Genomic DNA, 18,672 nt, shown 5'->3' with positions numbered 1-18,672 from the left:
ATCGAGCCATTGTCGAGGCGCTGCCTGAACGGTTAAGGTTCGGGTTCCCCTTAGCGACACATTTGCCTGCGCCCCATCGCACGGGGATTTCTGGCGGCCGGCACCCGTGACCTGATTGAGTACCACGATGGCTGATTTACAGATCGACGACCTTAACGTTGCCTCCAACGAGACACTGATCACGCCGGAGCAGCTCAAGCGCGAAATCCCCCTGACCGACGCCGCCCTGCGCACCGTCGCCAACGGCCGCCAGGTCGTCCGTGACATCCTCGATGGCAAGGACCACCGCCTGTTCGTGGTGATCGGCCCCTGCTCGATCCACGACATCAAGGCCGCCCACGAATACGCCGAGCGCCTGAAGGTGCTGGCCGCGGAAGTCTCCGACACCCTGTTCCTGGTGATGCGCGTGTACTTCGAGAAGCCGCGCACCACCGTCGGCTGGAAGGGCCTGATCAACGACCCGTACCTGGATGACTCCTTCAAGATCCAGGACGGCCTGCACATCGGCCGCCAGCTGCTGCGCGACCTCGCCGAGATGGGCCTGCCCACCGCCACCGAGGCGCTCGACCCGATCTCCCCGCAGTACCTGCAGGACCTGATCAGCTGGTCGGCCATCGGCGCACGCACCACCGAATCCCAGACCCACCGCGAGATGGCTTCCGGCCTGTCCTCGGCGGTCGGCTTCAAGAACGGCACCGACGGCAGCCTGACCGTGGCGATCAACGCCCTGCAGTCGGTTTCCAGCCCGCACCGTTTCCTGGGCATCAACCAGGAAGGTGGCGTCTCCATCGTCACCACCAAGGGCAACGCCTACGGCCACGTGGTGCTGCGCGGCGGCAACGGCAAGCCGAACTATGACTCGGTCAGCGTCGCCCTGTGCGAACAGGAACTGACCAAGGCAAAGATCCCGCTGAACGTGATGGTCGACTGCAGCCACGCCAACTCCAACAAGGACCCGGCCCTGCAGCCGCTGGTGATGGACAACGTCGCCAACCAGATCGCCGAGGGCAACAACTCCATCGTCGGCCTGATGGTGGAAAGCCACCTGGGCTGGGGCGCTCAGCCGATCCCGAAAGACCTGTGCCAACTGCAGTACGGCGTGTCGATCACCGATGCCTGCATCGATTGGGACACTACCGAGAAGGCCGTGCGCAGCATGCACACCAAGCTCAAGGACGTCCTGCCCAAGCGCCAACGCGGCTGACGTTCATGGCATGAACGAAAAAGCCGGGCTGATGCCCGGCTTTTTTATTGGCTTTTCGTAGGAGCGAGCTTGCTCGCGAACGGGGTCTCCGTCCGCACCAGCGTCAAGCGGTTCGCGAGCAAGCTCGCTCCTACAAAGATGGCTACCGGACTCATCAGATACAAAAAAGCCCGGCATTCGCCGGGCTTTTTCTATTGGCACGCTGACGGTCAAAGCGCGGTATCGGTGTGACGCTGGCGGCGCTCCAGGTAGCGCTCGACGTAGGAGCACGACGGGATGACGCTGTAGCCCTTGCGCTCGGCGAACTGCAGAGCATGTTCGGTGAGCGCGGCAGCGATGCCACGGCCACGCAGGCTGTCCGGAACGAAAGTGCGATAGATGTCGAGCGTCTGCTTGCCCAGATCCATGTAGGCCAGATAGGCGCGATGACCATCAACAGTCGTTACGAACTGGTGGCTGGTTTCATCATGCTGGATGGACAACGACTCACTCACTTGCTCTCTCCTTCGCAGGGCCTCTACAACATGACCCGCACCTGATTGATCTTGTTCAGGCGGAGGAACATTTCCGCCGAGCCCGTCCCGATCATGACGGTGATATAGACTCGGCCGTTCTCCACCTTGTGCAGCACACCCTGATAATAGGCACCATCAAACGTGATGAACTGCAGGCGCTTGCCGGTGTACTGGGCAAGGCTTTCAACGCTAACGAACTCATATTGCTGCGTTTTGGCCTGCGACTCAACCGTTTCCGGGGCCGAAACCATTTGATATTGGCTTTCCGGCGTGAGTTTTTTCTTCAGCGGATCGACCCAGGCAAACCCCAGCGGTGTGACTGACTGCTGGTTCACTAAGACGACCGGATGCAGCATCTGGATCACATCCTTGGGTTCGAAAAATTGCAGGCCACCCCAGGCCATGCCCTCACTGGGCATCAGCTCGATACGCAGCGAACGCGGATCTTCCAGGTAACGGCCATAGGCCTCGAGCACCGGTTTGTCGACCGCGATGCGCTGCTGGCGCAGGGCCGCGTCGAACTTTTCCAGCGACAACGCGGTGTAGGCCTTCTGGTCCACGCCCAGCTTGCCACGGCAGAATTCGCTGACCCGGCGCTGGTACTGGTTGTCGTTCATTTCGACGACGACCTGGGATACCCGCGGCGGGTTCACGCGCATGTCGCCCGGACGCTCGGAGACGTTCATCAGCGTCATGCTGGTGTGCATGTCCAGCATGTCGCGGGTATCACTGCGCAGGTCGAAGGTCAGCGTCTGCGCGCCCGGCTGCATGTGGTAGGAGAACTCGATATCCGACTCGAGGGTGCGGTAGCCCATCTGCAGCAGCTCATCGACGCCAATGTTGCGCACGTCGCCGCAGGCCACTTCACTCATGGCGGTAAAGGCGCTTTTCTCTGCCGGCTGGGCGTACAGCGACCGCATGAACGGACCGTGGATCTGCAACTCAACGCCCTTCAGGTCCACTGCCATCTGCTCCGGCAGTTTGCCCTCGTCCAGGCGCTCCTTGAAGCTCAGCAACTCGCGCAGCCCATTGAATTTCAACTGGGCGTGGGAAACCTTCAGGCTGTCGCCCGCCATGGGCACCCTGATCACCACGTTCTGCAGGCCGACACGGCCGTCGAAGGACGAGGAAATGCCGCCATAGGTGATCTCCATGAACGGAGAGACGCGTGCGATGGCGTCATTCACCACGCTGCGCACCGAAAGCCAGAGCGACGCCTTGATGATGAGGGCGATCGCCACGACGGCGAAAAGGGACCACTTGAGAATCTTCGACATGGCAGGCACATCCTGGATTGTGCGAGAGCGGGACGCAGGGATAGTGGCAGCTTAACAGTACACCTGGCACCTCTCCACGAGCGCCGTCGGAATTTGCGTGCATAGCGCACAGAAACTGCCCGAATTTCGTGGCATGCCGCTGACTCACCAGTCAGTCAAAACGCTTTACGCCCCCGTCTCGCGTCAGTATGTTCTGGCCACTTCCAACCCAAGGACTGCAACCCAGGACCCTCTGCCATGAGTGAGCTGATCAGCTACCAATTCGAAGACGGCATCGCCACCCTGATCCTGAACAACGGCAAGGTGAACGCCATCTCGCCGGCGGTCATCGAAGCCTTCAACCAGGCCCTGGACCAGGCGGAGAAAGACCGTGCCATCGTCATCGTCACCGGCCAGCCGGGCATTCTCTCCGGCGGCTACGACCTCAAGGTGATGACCTCAGGCCCGGAAAACGCCGTGAACCTGGTGGCCGCCGGCTCCACCCTGGCCCGCCGCATGCTGTCCCACCCGTTCCCGGTCATCGTCGCCTGTACTGGCCACGCGGTGGCCAAGGGCGCCTTCATCCTGCTCTCGGCGGACTACCGCATCGGCGTCGACGGTCCGTTCCAGATTGGCCTCAACGAAGTCGCCATCGGCATGACCATGCACCACGTCGGCATCGAACTGGCTCGTGACCGCCTGCGCCGCTCCGCGTTCACCCGTTCCGTGGTGAACGCGGAAATGTTCAACCCACGCGACGCCGTGGACGCCGGCTTCCTCGACAAGGTGGTGCCGGCCGAACAACTCCAGGCCGCCGCCCTGGAAGCCGCCCAGCACCTGAAGAAGCTGAACATGACCGCGCACCGCAACACCAAGCTGAAAGTGCGCAAGCAACTGCTGGAAACCCTGGACAAGTCCATCGAACTGGACAAGAACCACCTGGCCTGAGCGGCCAAAGACAAAAGCCCGGCTACATGCCGGGCTTTTTCATGCCACCACTATTACCTAAACAGCAATACTGATTAAGCCTGTTTGCTATTTTTCAAAAATTATTACGCATTAACCTATAGATGAACCCAAAGCAAACCAACCCAGAGGTGTTCATCATGAAACTCAACATCATCGCCGCCAGTGTACTGGCCGCCGCTACCGCTTTTGCCGCCCAGGCCAGCTTCGCCGAAGAGTCCCCGCTGATGCAGGACCGCATGGTTCACATGACCCAGGCTGCCATCCAGCAACAACAGTCCGAGCAGTCCGCCAGCCAGGTGAACGTCGAAGCCGCTGCCAAGCAGGGCTGAAACCTTTACCCCCCTACAGCCGCCTGCAGCAGGTGACGTCATGCAGTCGAGCCCGAAGCGAAAAGCCCGGCGTGATGCCGGGCCTTTCAGGGACGATGACGCAACCTCGGCAAGGGTCAGATAGCCATGAAGCCCGCCAGAGTCCAGCAAACCACCGACAGCGCCCCGGCTCCCGCCACCCTGCGTTTGGTCGCCGCACCGCCACCTATCAATTTGCCTGATACCGGAAACCAACCGGCATCGTTATTCAATCGAAATGACCAAAGCGACACTGGGCCATCACTTCCCCTAACCCGAGTCGCCAGCATGAACCGCCAAGCCCATCGCTATGCCCGCAACGGCGCCCTCGCTGCCCTGGGGCTCTATACCATCGTGATCCTGGTGGTCACCGCCCTTACCGCCGGCTTCGACGACGCCCGCCGCGCCCCGGTGGACAACATCGATCGCACCGGGCTCTTCGAACGCTTCAATCAGGCGGTGCCCGTGGCACTGCAAGGCCTCCAGGAAGCGCTCACGCCTCACTCCTGATTCCGCTTCGCTGGCGCGTCGCGCCAGGCTGGCCAACACTCAATCCCTGCAGAACGACCTATCCAGCAGCAGGGTGGGCTTGAGCATGGGCCGAGTCATCGCTTCCGCCGTCTACAGCAAGGGCCGCAAGGTCTCCGACATCCCGCTCGAGGACGGTTACCGCTGGGCGTGCCAGCCCGACCACTTCGTCTGGACCGGCCTGCAGGAGCCGACGCCGGAAGAGATGTTCAACCTGCAGCGACAGTTCAACCTCCACGAATTGGCCGTGTCCGACGCCCTGGAAAAGCACAGCCGACCGAAGCTGGAGACCTTTGGTGACGCGCTGTTCATCGTCATCTATTCACCGATTCGCGCCGATAGTCGATTGATGTTCGTCGAAACCCATCTTTTCGCCGGCATCGGCTACATCATCAGCGCGCGCCACGGCTTCTCCCAGTCCTACGCCCAGGTCCGACAGCGCTGCGAGGCGCGGCCGCTCCTGCTGGCCCACGGCACCGACTTCGTGCTCTACGCCCTGCTGGACTTCGTGATGAGCAACTACGAGCCGGTGGTGGAAGCCATCCGCGAGGAAATCGAGGAAGTGGAGCAGCAGGTGCTGCGTCAATCGCTGACCCAGGAGCAGATCGAGAAGATCTACGGCCTGCGCCGCGAGGTACTCAAGCTCAAGCATTACGCCGCACCCATGGTGGAGATCTGCCAGGAGTTGCAGCGCCTGGACTTCCCCTTCATCGACAAGCAGATGCGGCCCTACTTCCGCGACGTGGCGATCCACGTGAACCGCCTGCTCGAAGACCTCACCACCCTGCGCGACGTGGCCAGCCAGACCATCGAGGTCGGGCTGGCGCTGGAGTCCTCACGGCAGAGCGTGGTACAGCGCAAGTTCGCCGCCTGGGCGGCCATCCTCGCCTTCCCCACCGCCGTGGCCGGCATCTACGGGATGAACTTCGAATACATCCCGGAGCTGCACTGGCACTACGGCTACTTCCTGATCATGGGGCTGCTGGCGCTGGGCTGCGTCGGGTTGTACATCAGTTTCAAGCAGGCGGATTGGCTATAGAGACCCTTGGGAGCCATTCGGCGACGCGGAACGCAGGATGGCGTGGAGCGCAGCGATACCCATCGAATGGTGTGCACCGGCCTGCATGGGTATCGCTGCGCTCCACCCATCCTACAAAAGCTGTTCAGCCTGGCACTTGCGCAAACGAAAACGCCGCTCAATCGAGCGGCGCTTTCAGTCAGCACAGTCGAAATCAGGCCGCGCTTTTCTTCTCGTCACGACCTTGCTGGACGAAGCGCATCATCCATTCGCCGACCGCCGTGCCCTGGTGAGGGCGCGAGAGGCTGTCGATGCCGGACTGGAACACCGGTTCGCTGAAGATGTGCTTGCGCAGCTCGAGGATCGCCTGGGAATAGTCGCTCTGGAACTCCGGATGGCCCTGGAAGCACAGTACCTGGTCGCCGATGGCGTAGGCGGCGTTCGGGCAAAAGTCGCTGGAAGCGATACGGCGAGCGCCATGGGGCAGTTCGGTGACCTGGTCCTGGTGGCTGACCAGCAGGGTCAGGCCATCGCCCGGGGCCGGGGTCATCCACTCCGGCTGCTCCTCGATGCGGTAATCGTGAATGCCCACGCCCCAGCCCTGGCTCGCCCGCTCGGTCTTGCCACCCAGCACCAGTGCCAGCAGCTGATGGCCGAAGCACACGCCCAGCAGCTTGTCGCCACGCTCGTAGAGCTTGAGCACGTAGTCCTTGAGGGTCTGGATCCAGGGATCAGTGCCGAAGGAGTCCGCCTTGCTGCCGGTCACCAGGTACGCGTCGAACTTCTCATCTTCGGGCGGGTAATGCCCTTCCACCACGTTGTAGACCGTGAACTCGGCCGGAACGGGTTGCTTGGCGAACAGTTGCTGGAACATCCAGCCATAGCCCTTGTACTGATCGATGAGTTCGGGGCGGAGGATGTCGGTTTCCAGAATGCAGATGTGCAACGACATGCAGGGGTGATTCCTGGGGGGTTGGCGGCTGATAAGAATGGTTTTCCTGACACTGATGAAACGCGCGTGAAAATTACGCCCTATTTTTTCACCACACAAGATGCCTGAGCCGATTCTTGTGTAGGAATTTCAGGGGAAATACCGGAAAAACCGACTTCCTTCAATTGCACCGATGCACAGGAGTGACGGCCGGTTGGCAAGGATTCAGCCGATGGACAGCCTTTGCAGCACCAAGTTCGTGTCCATGACCTGCGCGTACTCGCCCTGCAGGTTGGCCAGGGACATGGCGTGAACCTCTTCGGCGCTGCGTTGCACCCCATTGAAATCGCGCTTGTCGAAGGTGAAACAGGCGTCCGCCACCACCCGTGTAGCGAATCCCAGGTTCCCCGCTGTGCGCGCCGTGGCCTCCACCGAGTTGTTGGTGCTGACGCCGCAGATCACCACCATCTCGATGCCCCGCACGCGCAACCAGCGCTCCAGGCCGCTGCTGATGAAAGCGTCCGGGACGTTCTTATCCACCACGTGCTCGCTATCCAGCGGCGCCAGCTCCGGCTGGAACTCCGCACCTGGCTGACCCGGCCAGAACGGCGACCCCGGACTACGCGAGATATGGCGGATATGCACCAGCGGCCAGCCTTTCCGACGCCAGGCAGCCAGCAGTTCACCGATGCGACGTTCGGCCTGCGGGTTGTTGCGCGGCTCGGGGCTGGTACGCATGCCTTGCTGCTGGTCGATGATCAACAGGGCGGGAGGGGTCATCGAGGCGCTCCTTGCGAGTAGGAAGACGCCATCCTACGGCCTGAGCAGGCAAGAAAAAACCGGCCACCACGGCCGGTTTTTCTGTAGGAGCGAGGAGGACGCCCAGTGCTTGCTCGCGAACCCAATCCCGCTGCGAGCCCGTTCGCGAGCAAGCTCGCTCCTATGAAGAGCCCGTCAGAAGCTCTCGTTGCGCGCAGCCTTCTCCAGCAGCAGCGCCGGCGGCAGGAAGCGCTCGCCGTACTGCTCGGCCAGGTACTGGGCGCGAGCGACGAAGTCCTTCAGCCCGTACTGGTTGATGAACTGCAGCGCGCCGCCGCTCCAGGCCGCAAAGCCGATGCCGAAGATCGAGCCGATGTTGGCGTCGGCAGTGGAGGTCAGTACCCCCTCCTCCACGCAACGTACTGTCTCGATGGCCTGCACGAAGAGGATGCGGTCACGCACATCCTCGGCGGAGATCTGCGCGTCAGCCTTCTCGAAGCGCTGCTTCAGCTCCGGCCACAGGTGCTTCTTGCCGTTGGCGGGATAGTCGTAGAAACCCGCGCCGGCGGCTTTGCCCGGACGCTTGTACTCATTGACCATCAGATCCACCACGGCGAAGGCCGGGTGCTTGGGCAATTGCTTGCCCTCGGCTTCCAGGTCCTTGCGAGTCTGCTCGCGAATGTGGGTCATCAGGCTCATGGACACTTCGTCGCTGATCGCCAGCGGACCCACCGGCATGCCGGCCTGGCGCGCCTGGTTCTCGATCATCGCCGCCGACACGCCCTCGCCGAGCATGGCCAGGCCTTCGTTGGTGAAGGTGCCGAACACGCGGGAGGTGAAGAAACCGCGGCTGTCGTGGACCACGATCGGGGTCTTCTTGATCTGCAAGACGTAGTCGAAGGCACGGGCCAGGGTGACGTCGTCGGTCTTCTCGCCACGAATGATTTCTACCAGCGGCATCTTGTCCACCGGGCTGAAGAAATGCAGGCCGATGAATTTCTGCGGCTGCACCACCGCTTCGGCCAGGCCGGTGATCGGCAGGGTCGAGGTATTGGAGGCGATCACCGCGTCCGGCAGCGCGGCGGATTCGGCGGCGGCGCTGACCTTGGCCTTCAGGCCGCGGTCCTCGAACACCGCTTCGATGATCAGGTCGCAACCTTCGAAGTCGGCGTCGCTGGCAGTCGGCTTGATCCGGGCGAGGAAGGCATCGCGCTTCTCGGCGCTCATCTGGCCCCGGCCGACCTTCTTGTCCAGCAGGCCGGCGGAATAGGCCTTGCCCTTCTCCGCCGCTTCGATGGACACGTCCTTGAGCACTACCTCGATACCGGCGGCGGCCGAGACGTAGGCGATGCCCGCGCCCATCATGCCGGCACCGACTACCCCGACCTTCTTCGTCTGCTGCGGCGGGATGCCTTGCGGGCGCGACTTGCCGGCGTTGATCTCGTTGAGCTGGAACCAGAAGGTGCCAATCATGTTCTTCGCCACCTGGCCGGTGGTCAGTTCGGTGAAGTAGCGCGCCTCGATCAGTTGGGCGGTATCGAAGTCCACCTGCGCGCCTTCGACGGCGGCGCACATGATCTTCTCCGGCGCCGGGAAGCAGCCCTTGGTCTTGTCGCGCAGCACCGACGGTGCGATGGCCAGCATCTGCGCCACGGCCGGGCTGGACGGCGTGCCGCCGGGGATCTTGTAGCCGGCGCTGTCCCACGGCTGCTTGGCGGCCGGGTTGGCAGCGATCCACTCGCGGGCCTTGCTCAGCAGCTCTTCGCGGCTGGAAGCCAGCTGGTGAATCAGGCCAGCCTTGAGCGCCTGATCCGGGCGTACTTTCTTGCCTTCAGCCAGGTACGGCAGGGCCTTCTCCAGACCGAGCAGGCGCACCATGCGCACCACGCCGCCGCCGCCGGGCAGCAGGCCCAGGGTGACTTCCGGCAGGCCGAGCTGGACGTGGCTTTCGTCCAGGGCGATGCGGTGGTGGCAGGCCAGGCAGATTTCCCAACCGCCGCCCAGCGCCGCGCCATTGATGGCGGCGACCACGGGCTTGCCGAGGGTTTCCAGGCGGCGCAGTTGGCCTTTCAGAACCAGGATGCCTTCGTAGAAGGCCTGGGCGTCGGCCTTGGTCACCTTGATCAGTTCGTTGAGATCGCCGCCGGCGAAGAAGGTCTTCTTCGCGGAGGTGATCACCACACCGGCGATCGAGTCTTTCTCGGCCTCCAGGCGCGCGACGGTGGCGGCCATGGCCTCGCGGTACACACCATTCATGGTGTTGGCACTCTGGCCGGGCATGTCCATGGTCAGGACGACGATGTTGTCCTGGCCTTTTTCAAAGCGGATGGCGTCGGTCATTTTCTTGTTCTCCGGCCTCAAACCCTTTCGATAATCGTCGCGATACCCATGCCGCCACCCACGCAGAGGGTGGCCAGGCCGTAGCGCAGGTTGCGCCGCTCCAACTCGTCCAGCAGGGTGCCAAGGATCATGCAGCCAGTGGCGCCCAGCGGGTGGCCCATGGCGATGGATCCACCGTTGACGTTGACCTTGCTCTCCGGCACGCCCATGTCCTTCATGAACTTCATCACCACCGAGGCGAAGGCTTCGTTCACCTCGTAGAGGTCGATGTCCTCGGCCTTCAAACCGGCCTTGGCCAGCGCCTTGCGGGTTGCCGGCGCGGGGCCGGTGAGCATGATGGTCGGGTCGGTACTGGTCACCGCCGTGGCGACGATGCGCCCGCGGGCCTTCAGGCCCAGCTCGCGGCCCTTGGCCTCGGAGCCGATGAGCATGGCGGTGGCGCCGTCGACGATGCCGGAGCTGTTGCCCGGCGTATGCACGTGCTCGATGCGTTCGACAAAGCTGTACTTGCGCAGCGCGCTGGCGTCGAAGCCCATCTGCCCCATCATCTCGAAGCTGGGCTTGAGCGCGCCGAGGCCTTCGAGGGTCGAGTCGGCGCGGATGAACTCGTCATGGTCGAGCAGGACGATGCCGTTCTGGTCGGTGACCGGCACCAGGGACTTGGCGAACAGCCCTTCGGCGCGGGCCTTGGCGGCCTTCTGCTGGGAGCGCAGGGCGAAGGCATCGACGTCAGCACGGCTGAAGCCTTCCAGGGTGGCGATCAGGTCGGCACCGATGCCCTGGGGCACGAAGCTGGTGTGCAGGTTGGTTTCCGGGTCCAGCGCCCAGGCGCCGCCGTCGGAGCCCATGGGCACGCGGGACATGGATTCCACGCCGCCAACCACCACCAGGTCCTCGAAGCCCGAGCGCACCTTCATGGCGCCCAGGTTGACCGCTTCCAGGCCCGAGGCGCAGAAACGGTTGATCTGTACGCCGGCAACCTGCTCATCCCAGTCGGCCACCAGCGCGGCAGTCTTGGCGATGTCCGAGCCCTGGTCGCCCACCGGAGTCACGCAGCCCAGGACGATGTCGTCGACCTGGGCCGTGTCGAGCTGGTTGCGCTGCTGCAGTGCGCGCAGGACTCCGGCCATCAGGTTGACCGGCTTGACGCTGTGCAGCGCGCCGTCCTTCTTGCCCTTGCCGCGGGGAGTACGCACCGCGTCGTAAATGAATGCTTCGGTCATGGCGTTCTCTCTTAGAGTTGTCGTCACGCAGGCGTGGCGTGTCGGCCTACCTTAGCGACGTATCGGCCGGGGGCAATGACCGCAGCGCTCAGCGCAATTGACCGCCACGCTCAGCCACCGACCGGCGGCGACTGGGGCGACGGCTCTGGCAAGGGGCTATCGGAGCAGGCAGACGAACGGTCGAAAAGCTGAACAGAGCTGTCACGCCGCGGTCATATAGAGGGAATATGCCTGGAACTGCATCACTTGCTGCCAGATGGTCTAAGCCCGCGCGGCACTAGGCTTAGACTCCGATATGCAGTGAATGAAAAGCGTGCAGATGATGCGAAGAGTGCCGCTGCCGGGTTTGCCGGAGCGGTTCGAAAAACCAGAAGCCAAGGTGCAGGCTCCACTACCAACAGGCCGTGAGTGGGCAGTGCCAAGAACAAGAAAGGCGGAAGGACATCATGGACAAACAATCGAGAAAATGGCGTCAGGCAAGCCTGATCGTCTTCGCAACCACTGTCGTACTGATCATCCCCAATCTGAGTCGTCTGGTCGGCTAGGGCCAACACCCGGCTACCCCGCCGCTGCGTACCGCGTGCCGCCATCCGCGAGCCACGGTCAACGCAGCGCGGGAGCCACCTACCTCCTGTAGCCCCCACACCTCTGCTAATGTTCCGCGGCCCTTCTCCGCCACGGATGCGACCATGCGCCCACTGCTGCTGACGCTGCTCCTGCTCTGCCCGACCACTTTCGCCGCCACGCTCACCCTGGAATTGCCCGACGGCAAGCACGACTTCAGCACGGAACAACTGTTGGCCAACCCCAAGGCGCAGGACATCGACGTGCCCGCCGACGTCTCCTACAACCGCACCATGCGTTACCGCGCGGTGCCGCTGGCAGCGTTGCTGCAAAGCGTGAACCCCGGAGATCACCTGCAGGCCGTGGCGCTGGACGGCTTTGCCGCTGAACTGCCGGCCGCACCGCTACTGGAGGAAAAAGGCGCACGCGCCTGGCTGGCCATCGAGGAGCCCGATAAACCCTGGCCGAAGCTGGGCGAAGGCAAGCCGTCCGCCGGGCCGTTCTATCTGGTGTGGACCGACCCGAAGGCCGCCGGCGTCGGCCCGGAGCAATGGCCGTTCCAGGTCGCCAGCATTCGCTACCTGAAGCCGCTGGCCGAGCGCTTCCCGGCTTTGCTGCCAGCGAAGAATGCACCTGAGTCGGTGCAGAAGGGGTTTGCCCAGTTCCAGAAGAACTGCCTGGCCTGCCATCGCCTGAATGGCGCCGGGGATTCGCAGTTCGGCCCGGACCTGAACCTGCCGCACAACCCCACCGAATACTTTGCCGCCGGCTATCTCAAACAGTACATCCGCGACCCACAGAGCCTGCGGCACTGGCCGGAGGCGCGGATGAAGGGCTTCCCGGCGGACGTGATCAGCGACCGGGAGCTGGATGAGATCCTGGCCTACCTGAAGCACATGGCGGGGCGGAAGGTGAAGGCCGGGAGCTGAAACCCGACGCTTGCGCAGGACGCATAACGCGCCAGCGTTATCCGCTAACCGGGGACAGCGGGGGTTAGGATCGATGCGGTTCGCGAGCAAGCTCGCTCCTACGAAAAGCGAGTTCGGTGCGGCTCTGGTAGGAGCGAGCTTGCTCGCGAACCCGCCCAGCCGCGAAGCCTCAGTGCCAGTAATCCCCCGGCGGCGCCGGCAATTCGCCGAGCAACTGGCGCAAACCGGCGCCCCACTGCCCACGAATGCCCTCGAAATACGCATCGCCTTCCTGGATGCGATACCCCGCCGGCACTTCCAGGCTGCCCTCGCGGTAGACCAGCAGGTCCAGCGGCATGCCCACCGAGAGGTTGCTGCGGATGGTCGAATCGAAGCTGATCAGCGCGCAGCGCAGGGCCTGCTCCAGCGGCGTGGCGTAGCTCATGGCGCGGTCGATGATCGGCTTGCCGTACTTGCTCTCGCCGATCTGGAAGTAGGGCGTATCACGGCAGGATTCGATGAAGTTGCCCTGCGGGTAGACGTTGAACAGGCGCGGCACTTCCGTACCGATCTGCCCACCGACAAGGAACGAGCTGCCCAGGTCGACACCCTGGTTCTGGCCGATGTTCTCGTCGTGATCGACTACCTCGCGCAGGGTCGAGCCCACCAGCCGGGCCGCCTCGAACAGGTTCTCGACATTCCCCAGGTTCGGTCCGTCGCCGCCCATGCGCTGGCGCAGCATGCTGATCACCGATTGCGAGGTGGCCAGGTTGCCGGCGCTCTGCACCACGATCAGCCGCTCCCCCGGCGTGCCAAAGATATGCAGCTTGCGGAACACGGCGATGTTGTCGACGCCGGCATTGGTGCGCGAATCGGAAATGAAGACCAGGCCTTGGGCGAGGTTCATGGCAACGCAGTAGGTCATGACGATCTCATGGCAGGTTCACGGAGCGGGAAAGCTGGCACCGATCTTAAGCCGGTGCCAGGCCTTTCGCCACGCCTGCTCACTGTTGCATCTGCTGGGCCTGCTGCAGGTGCCCCGGCGCTACCGTCACGCGCGCATGCATCTGCTCGCCCCCGCCACCCCGTCGCATGCCGCGCACCGGGCAGGCGTCGAGGTAGTCCAGGCCGACGGCCAGCTTCAGGTGGCGCTCCGGGCGGTCAAGCACATTGGTCACGTCGAAGCTGTACCAGGCGTCGTCCAGCCAGGCCTCGGCCCAGGCGTGGCTGGCCAGGTGTTCCTCGGCGTCGGTGTAGAGATAGCCGGAGACGTAGCGCGCCGGCACACCCAGGTAACGCAGGCAAGCGAGGAAAGCGTGGGCATGGTCCTGGCAGACGCCCTGCCCGGCCGCGAAGGCTTCGGCGGCGGTACTGTCCACCTGGGTCGAGCCGGGCACGTAAGCGATGCGATCATGCAACGCCTGCATCAACTGGATCATCGCCTTGCGGTCACGGCGCTCGGCGCACTGGGCGCGGGCGAATTCCTGCAGCGCACCATCGGCCAGCGTCAGGCGGGTGCTGCGCAGGAACGGCAATGGCGACAGGTGATCGTGCTCGCACTCGTTCTCCACGTCGATTTCCACCTGGCCATGGGCGGCGATGACGATGGCCTCGTGGGGCTCGTCCAGGGTCAGTACATGGAGAATGTTGCCATAGGCATCGCGCTGCGGATGGGCCGGGCGCGGCAGGTGCAACTGCCAGTCGAGCACGTGCTGGCGCTCGCTTTCCTGTGGCGTCAGGCGCAGGTACTGGATGCTCGCGCGCACCTGGTCTTCGTAGCGGTAAGTGGTGTCATGGCGGATGGAGAGTTTCATGCGGCCTCCAGATACGAGCTGTGAATGGCGTTGGCGAGCTGGCGAACCAGCCCGATGTGTTCGGTGATCCAGGCGTGCAGGCCGGCATCCAGCACTTCGTCGATGCCGGTGTAGCGCACCCGGGCTTCCAGTTCGGCGGCCATGCGCTGGGCCGGACGGCCGTTGGCGCCGGGCAGGCTGGCGAGGATCTGGCGCAGCTCCTCGGCGCAGGCCAGCAGCGAGCGCGGGACGTCTTCGCGCAGCAGCAGGAGTTCGGCGATGTTGCGGGCGTTGAGGGCGTCGCGGTACAGCTCGGTGTAGCCCTCGAAGGCCGACAAGGCGCGCAGCAGTGCGGTCCACTGGTAGTAGCCGCGCGCGGAACCTTCGGCCGGCCCCTGGTCGCCGCCGAGGATCTGGTTGCGCGCATCGAGCAGGCGCAGGGTGTTGTCGGCACGCTCGATGTAGGTGCCCAGGCGAATGAAGTGGAAGGCGTCGTTGCGCATGCTGGTGCCGAAAGTGGCACCGCGGAACAGGTGCGAACGGTCCTTCACCCATTCGCAGAAGTGGCTGATGCCGTAGCGCAGCAGACCCTGGTGGGCGATGTCGCGCATCTCCAGCCAGGTGGCGTTGATGTTCTCCCACATGTCAGTGGTGATCCGTCCGCGCACCGCATGGGCGCCGGCGCGGGCGGCACCGAAGCAGGAATAGATACTGGTGGGGTTCTGCGCATCCAGCGCGAAGAAGTTCAGCAATCGCTCGGCGTGCAGTTCGCCGTGGCGGGCCAGGTAGGCGTCCAGGTTGCCGGTGATGCGCAGCGGCATGGCCAGTTCCTCCAGGCCATCGCCACGGCCATCCTGCGGCATCAGCGACAGCGAGTAGGACACGTCGAGCATGCGCGCGAGGTTCTCGGCGCGTTCCAGGTAACGCGACATCCAGTACAGGTCGGAAGCGGTACGGCTCAGCATGATGCGGTGCGTCCTTACAGTTAATGGCGAACCACGTTGGTGATGGGGGCCTGCCAGGCTAGACGCGGGACGCCGGTGATGGTCGGCCCCTCACCCAGTCCCGCAACGACGCATGGCAGGCCCACAGCGCCAACCCGCAGGGCTGTGCCCCGAAAGGCGCAAGCTGATGCAACTCGTGTTTCATCGGTATTCACTGAAACCTCCTTCTCTTCCGAACCTTGCGCCTTTCGGGGCGCAGCGGGGTCGTCATTCACTGTGAGGACGCAGCGTCTACTCCACCACCCAGGTGTCCTTGGTACCGCCACCTTGTGACGAATTGACCACCAGCGAGCCTTCGCGCAGCGCCACGCGGGTCAGGCCACCGGGCACCAGGCGCACGTTGTCCGGCGCGGACAGCACGAAGGGCCGCAGGTCGATGTGGCGCGGGGCGATACCGTTCTCGACGAAGGTCGGGCAGGTCGACAGGCTCAGGGTCGGCTGCGCGATGTAGGCCTCCGGGCGGGCCATGAGCCGGGCGCGGAAGGCTTCGATCTCGGCGCTGGTCGACGCCGGTCCCACCAGCATGCCGTAGCCACCGGAGCCCTGGGCTTCCTTCACCACCAGCTCGGGCAGGTGCGCCAGCACGTGGGACAGGTCCTGCGGCCGGCGGCATTGCCAGGTGGGCACGTTGTGCAGGATCGGCTCCTGGTCGAGGTAGAAGCGGATCATCTCCGGTACGTACGGATAGACCGACTTGTCGTCGGCCACGCCGGTACCGATGGCGTTGGCCAGCACCACGTTGCCGGCGCGGTAGGCAGCCAGCAGGCCGGGCACGCCGAGCATGGAGTCGGGGTTGAAGGCCAGCGGGTCGAGGAAGTCGTCGTCGATGCGCCGGTAGATCACGTCCACCTGCTGCGGGCCGGCGGTAGTACGCATGTAGACGCGCTCGTCGCGAACGAACAGGTCGGCGCCTTCCACCAGCTCCACGCCCATCTCGCGAGCGAGGAAGGCATGCTCGAAGTAAGCGCTGTTGAATCGGCCCGGCGTGAGCACCACCACGCTGGGATTGTCCAGCGGGCTGGAGTTGCGCAGAGTGTCCAGCAGCAGGTTCGGGTAGTGGTCGATGGGCGCGATGCGCTGGGCGGAGAACAGCTCCGGGAACAGGCGCATCATCATCTTGCGGTTCTCCAGCATGTAGGAGACGCCGCTGGGGGTGCGCAGGTTGTCCTCGAGCACGTAGTACGCGCCATTGCCGTCGCGCACCAGGTCGATGCCGGCGATGTGCGCGTAAACGTTGCCGGGCACGTCCAGGCCCTGCATGGCCAGTTGGTACTGGTCGTTGGCCAGCACCTGCTCGGGTGGGATCAGGCCTTCCTTGAGGATGCGCTGGTCATGGTAGAGATCGGCGAGAAACAGGTTGAGTGCCTGCACCCGCTGGATGCAGCCGGCCTCGATGATCCTCCACTCGCTGGCGGGAATGCTGCGCGGGATGGTGTCGAAGGGGATCAGGCGTTCGGTGCCCTGGTCGTCGCCGTACAACGTGAAGGTAATCCCGGCGCGATAGAACAACAGGTCGGCCTCGCGGCGACGCTGCTGCAGCTGTTCGCCGGGCATGTCCGCCAGCCAGCGGGCGAACTCCGTGTAGTGCGGTCGGCAGGCGCCAGCGGCGTCATGCATTTCGTCATAGAACACCCGAGCCATCTTCTACTCCTTGTTGCCGCTCGTCCTCGGCTGAAGGAACCGTCGCAAGGCCCGTGCCAGAGGTCGAATTCCTGTTCGTTCAATGACTTGCGAAGGTTGCCCGACCGCCCCGCACCAGAGCGGTGCGATTTTGTCGGCCAGCAACCCCGGATCGCCCCGTTTGGAGCCGCGAGCGCCATGTGGCGGGCCTTTGCGGGGTGCCGAGGGCTTTCTTGTCAGCCTCTGGGGCCGGAACTACGCTGCAAGAGCGTGCCCATTTCCCATGGACATGCCGCGATCAACAGAGGTGCCAATTTTCTGCGCGCTGGTATCGCAGTGGCTCCCACAACGTAGAACAACAGGAGTCCGTCCATGTCATCCGTGCCATTCTTTTCAGTGAAAGTCGCGGCGCTGGCCTTCGTCGGCGCCAGCCTGCTCGCCAGCGGTTCGTTGCAGGCCGCCGAAGCGCTCAAACAGCTGGGCAACCCCGAAGGGGCGCTGGATATCATCGCCTGGCCCGGCTACATCGAACGCGGCGAGAGCGACAAGAACTACGACTGGGTCAGCCAGTTTGAGAAAGACTCCGGCTGCAAGGTCAACGTGAAGACGGCCGCCACCTCCGACGAGATGGTCAGCCTGATGGCCAAGGGCGGCTACGACCTGGTTACCGCCTCCGGCGACGCCTCACTGCGGCTGGTCTATGGCAAGCGCGTGCAGCCGATCAATATCGCCCTGGTGCCCAACTGGAAGAACGTCGACAAGCGCCTGCAGGACGCGCCCTGGCACACCGTGGACGGCAAGCACTTCGGCACGCCCTACCAGTGGGGGCCGAACGTGCTGATGTACAACACCAAGGTCTTCCCCAAAGCGCCGGACAGCTGGAGCGTGGTGTTCAGCGAGCAGAAGCTGCCCGACGGCAAGAGCAACAAGGGCCGCGTGCAGGCCTATGACGGCCCGATCTACATCGCCGACGCGGCGCTCTACCTGAAGACCGCCGAGCCCAAGCTGGGCATCCAGGACCCTTACGAACTCAACGAGGAGCAGTACGCCGCTGCCCTCAAGCTGCTGCGCGAACAGCAGAAGCTGATCCACCGCTACTGGCACGACGCGACGGTACAGATGAGCGACTTCAAGAACGAGGGCGTGGCGGCTTCCGGCTCCTGGCCATACCAGGTGAACGCGCTGCAGGGCGAGAAGCAGCCGATCGCCTCGACCATCCCCGGCGAAGGTGTCACTGGCTGGGCTGACACCACCATGATGCACGTCGACGCCAAGCATCCGGTGTGCGCCTACAAGTGGCTGAACTGGTCGCTGGAGCCCAAGGTACAGGGTGACGTCGCCGCCTGGTTCGGCTCGGTGCCAGCGGTTCCGGACGGCTGCACCGGCAGCCAGCTGCTCGGCGCCCAGGGCTGCGCGAACAACGGCTATGACCAGTTCGACCGCATCGCTTTCTGGAAGACTCCACAGGCCAAGTGCGAGCAAGGCCAGTGCGTGCCGTACAGCCGGTGGACACAGGACTACATCGCGATCATGGGGGGGAGGTGACGTTGTTTCGTCGCTGAAGGCCCCTCTCCCCAGCCCTGGCTGCGCGCCCCGCTCCGAAGGGAGAGGGAGCCATCCGAGCAGGAGCTGAATATAGAGCCTGCCGGCAATTTCGTTTTCCGCAGTGAGCGATGTGTATTCCGCGCTCGCC

Annotated in this window: 17 protein-coding genes; 7 read left to right on the top strand and 10 right to left on the bottom strand. The window is 63.8% G+C overall.

The window, feature by feature from the left end:
- Positions 1-127 precede the first annotated feature (127 nt).
- The gene (locus tag ACKI1H_RS15170; RefSeq protein ID WP_138525137.1) at positions 128-1,204 is read left to right on the top strand and encodes a 3-deoxy-7-phosphoheptulonate synthase; all 1,077 of its coding nucleotides are present in this window, start codon (positions 128-130) and stop codon (positions 1,202-1,204) included.
- A gap of 209 nt (positions 1,205-1,413) precedes the next feature.
- Here the strand turns inward: ACKI1H_RS15170 and ACKI1H_RS15165 are convergent, their stop codons facing one another.
- Together ACKI1H_RS15165 and ACKI1H_RS15160 are read right to left on the bottom strand one after the other, a co-directional pair.
- Positions 1,414-1,698 carry a GNAT family N-acetyltransferase gene (locus ACKI1H_RS15165; protein ID WP_024765462.1) on the bottom strand — a complete coding sequence of 95 codons (285 nt, stop codon included), beginning with the start codon at positions 1,696-1,698 and terminating at the stop codon, positions 1,414-1,416.
- 23 nt (positions 1,699-1,721) lie between these two features.
- Positions 1,722-2,996, bottom strand: coding sequence for a hypothetical protein (locus ACKI1H_RS15160; RefSeq protein ID WP_138525138.1), 1,275 nt, complete (start codon positions 2,994-2,996; stop codon positions 1,722-1,724).
- Between the two features lie 237 nt (positions 2,997-3,233).
- On the opposite strand from ACKI1H_RS15160, the gene ACKI1H_RS15155 reads away from it, so the two are divergent.
- The 4 genes from ACKI1H_RS15155 to ACKI1H_RS15140 all read left to right on the top strand — a co-directional run bounded on the left by ACKI1H_RS15155 (position 3,234) and on the right by ACKI1H_RS15140 (position 5,858).
- Positions 3,234-3,923 (top strand): crotonase/enoyl-CoA hydratase family protein, encoded by a 690-nt coding sequence (locus ACKI1H_RS15155; protein ID WP_440468752.1) that lies wholly within the window; start codon positions 3,234-3,236, stop codon positions 3,921-3,923.
- A gap of 158 nt (positions 3,924-4,081) precedes the next feature.
- Positions 4,082-4,273, top strand: coding sequence for a hypothetical protein (locus ACKI1H_RS15150; protein ID WP_236174496.1), 192 nt, complete (start codon positions 4,082-4,084; stop codon positions 4,271-4,273).
- Between the two features lie 306 nt (positions 4,274-4,579).
- Entirely contained in the window at positions 4,580-4,801 is a 222-nt protein-coding gene (locus tag ACKI1H_RS15145; RefSeq protein WP_138525141.1) for a hypothetical protein, read from the top strand.
- 85 nt (positions 4,802-4,886) lie between these two features.
- Positions 4,887-5,858: a magnesium and cobalt transport protein CorA gene (locus tag ACKI1H_RS15140; RefSeq protein ID WP_138525142.1), complete on the top strand. Its 972-nt coding sequence runs from the start codon at positions 4,887-4,889 to the stop codon at positions 5,856-5,858.
- A 193-nt stretch (positions 5,859-6,051) separates the two neighbouring features.
- Here the strand turns inward: ACKI1H_RS15140 and ACKI1H_RS15135 are convergent, their stop codons facing one another.
- The 4 genes from ACKI1H_RS15135 to ACKI1H_RS15120 form a co-directional block, all read right to left on the bottom strand.
- Positions 6,052-6,789, bottom strand: a complete 738-nt coding sequence (locus ACKI1H_RS15135) for an amidotransferase (protein ID WP_138525143.1) — start codon at positions 6,787-6,789, stop codon at positions 6,052-6,054.
- A 204-nt stretch (positions 6,790-6,993) separates the two neighbouring features.
- Positions 6,994-7,548 carry a cysteine hydrolase family protein gene (locus ACKI1H_RS15130; protein WP_440468751.1) on the bottom strand — a complete coding sequence of 185 codons (555 nt, stop codon included), beginning with the start codon at positions 7,546-7,548 and terminating at the stop codon, positions 6,994-6,996.
- Positions 7,549-7,722: 174 nt separating this feature from the next.
- On the bottom strand, positions 7,723-9,867 hold the full coding sequence (locus ACKI1H_RS15125) for a 3-hydroxyacyl-CoA dehydrogenase NAD-binding domain-containing protein (protein WP_440468750.1): 2,145 nt from the start codon (positions 9,865-9,867) through the stop codon (positions 7,723-7,725).
- Between the two features lie 17 nt (positions 9,868-9,884).
- Complete coding sequence (locus tag ACKI1H_RS15120; RefSeq protein WP_054908479.1) at positions 9,885-11,090, bottom strand: acetyl-CoA C-acetyltransferase; 1,206 nt, start codon at positions 11,088-11,090, stop codon at positions 9,885-9,887.
- A gap of 689 nt (positions 11,091-11,779) precedes the next feature.
- Here ACKI1H_RS15120 and ACKI1H_RS15115 point away from each other — a divergent pair.
- Positions 11,780-12,583 carry a c-type cytochrome gene (locus ACKI1H_RS15115; RefSeq protein ID WP_440468749.1) on the top strand — a complete coding sequence of 268 codons (804 nt, stop codon included), beginning with the start codon at positions 11,780-11,782 and terminating at the stop codon, positions 12,581-12,583.
- A gap of 169 nt (positions 12,584-12,752) precedes the next feature.
- Here the strand turns inward: ACKI1H_RS15115 and ACKI1H_RS15110 are convergent, their stop codons facing one another.
- From ACKI1H_RS15110 to ACKI1H_RS15095, 4 genes are all read right to left on the bottom strand, one after another.
- On the bottom strand, positions 12,753-13,487 hold the full coding sequence (locus tag ACKI1H_RS15110; RefSeq protein WP_440468748.1) for a peptidase: 735 nt from the start codon (positions 13,485-13,487) through the stop codon (positions 12,753-12,755).
- A gap of 79 nt (positions 13,488-13,566) precedes the next feature.
- Complete coding sequence (locus ACKI1H_RS15105) at positions 13,567-14,376, bottom strand: transglutaminase family protein (protein ID WP_138525149.1); 810 nt, start codon at positions 14,374-14,376, stop codon at positions 13,567-13,569.
- Positions 14,373-15,320 (bottom strand): alpha-E domain-containing protein, encoded by a 948-nt coding sequence (locus ACKI1H_RS15100; protein ID WP_138525150.1) that lies wholly within the window; start codon positions 15,318-15,320, stop codon positions 14,373-14,375. Before ACKI1H_RS15100 ends, ACKI1H_RS15105 begins: the two co-directional genes overlap by 4 nt.
- Positions 15,321-15,590: 270 nt before the next feature.
- Positions 15,591-17,000 (bottom strand): circularly permuted type 2 ATP-grasp protein, encoded by a 1,410-nt coding sequence (locus ACKI1H_RS15095; RefSeq protein ID WP_440468747.1) that lies wholly within the window; start codon positions 16,998-17,000, stop codon positions 15,591-15,593.
- 351 nt (positions 17,001-17,351) lie between these two features.
- Between ACKI1H_RS15095 and ydcS the strand changes: the two genes are divergently transcribed.
- Entirely contained in the window at positions 17,352-18,524 is a 1,173-nt protein-coding gene (gene ydcS / locus ACKI1H_RS15090) for a putative ABC transporter substrate-binding protein YdcS (RefSeq protein ID WP_138525152.1), read from the top strand.
- Positions 18,525-18,672: the final 148 nt, after the last annotated feature.

Origin of the sequence: Pseudomonas sp. YH-1 (assembly GCF_051990045.1) — a bacterium.
Taxonomy (GTDB): domain Bacteria; phylum Pseudomonadota; class Gammaproteobacteria; order Pseudomonadales; family Pseudomonadaceae; genus Pseudomonas; species Pseudomonas nicosulfuronedens.
This window is presented reverse-complemented; position numbering and strand designations above follow the sequence as displayed.

What these genes read in the sequence shown, in the direction of transcription:
- ACKI1H_RS15170 (WP_138525137.1), top strand. Translation starts at nt 128, where the DNA reads ATGGCTGATTTACAGATCGACGACCTTAACGTTGCCTCCAACGAGACA.
- ACKI1H_RS15160 (WP_138525138.1), bottom strand. Translation starts at nt 2,996, where the DNA reads ATGTCGAAGATTCTCAAGTGGTCCCTTTTCGCCGTCGTGGCGATCGCC.
- ACKI1H_RS15155 (WP_440468752.1), top strand. Translation starts at nt 3,234, where the DNA reads ATGAGTGAGCTGATCAGCTACCAATTCGAAGACGGCATCGCCACCCTG.
- ACKI1H_RS15150 (WP_236174496.1), top strand. Translation starts at nt 4,082, where the DNA reads ATGAAACTCAACATCATCGCCGCCAGTGTACTGGCCGCCGCTACCGCT.
- ACKI1H_RS15145 (WP_138525141.1), top strand. Translation starts at nt 4,580, where the DNA reads ATGAACCGCCAAGCCCATCGCTATGCCCGCAACGGCGCCCTCGCTGCC.
- ACKI1H_RS15140 (WP_138525142.1), top strand. Translation starts at nt 4,887, where the DNA reads ATGGGCCGAGTCATCGCTTCCGCCGTCTACAGCAAGGGCCGCAAGGTC.
- ACKI1H_RS15135 (WP_138525143.1), bottom strand. Translation starts at nt 6,789, where the DNA reads ATGTCGTTGCACATCTGCATTCTGGAAACCGACATCCTCCGCCCCGAA.
- ACKI1H_RS15130 (WP_440468751.1), bottom strand. Translation starts at nt 7,548, where the DNA reads ATGACCCCTCCCGCCCTGTTGATCATCGACCAGCAGCAAGGCATGCGT.
- ACKI1H_RS15125 (WP_440468750.1), bottom strand. Translation starts at nt 9,867, where the DNA reads ATGACCGACGCCATCCGCTTTGAAAAAGGCCAGGACAACATCGTCGTC.
- ACKI1H_RS15120 (WP_054908479.1), bottom strand. Translation starts at nt 11,090, where the DNA reads ATGACCGAAGCATTCATTTACGACGCGGTGCGTACTCCCCGCGGCAAG.
- ACKI1H_RS15115 (WP_440468749.1), top strand. Translation starts at nt 11,780, where the DNA reads ATGCGCCCACTGCTGCTGACGCTGCTCCTGCTCTGCCCGACCACTTTC.
- ACKI1H_RS15110 (WP_440468748.1), bottom strand. Translation starts at nt 13,487, where the DNA reads ATGACCTACTGCGTTGCCATGAACCTCGCCCAAGGCCTGGTCTTCATT.
- ACKI1H_RS15105 (WP_138525149.1), bottom strand. Translation starts at nt 14,376, where the DNA reads ATGAAACTCTCCATCCGCCATGACACCACTTACCGCTACGAAGACCAG.
- ACKI1H_RS15100 (WP_138525150.1), bottom strand. Translation starts at nt 15,320, where the DNA reads ATGCTGAGCCGTACCGCTTCCGACCTGTACTGGATGTCGCGTTACCTG.
- ACKI1H_RS15095 (WP_440468747.1), bottom strand. Translation starts at nt 17,000, where the DNA reads ATGGCTCGGGTGTTCTATGACGAAATGCATGACGCCGCTGGCGCCTGC.
- ydcS (WP_138525152.1), top strand. Translation starts at nt 17,352, where the DNA reads ATGTCATCCGTGCCATTCTTTTCAGTGAAAGTCGCGGCGCTGGCCTTC.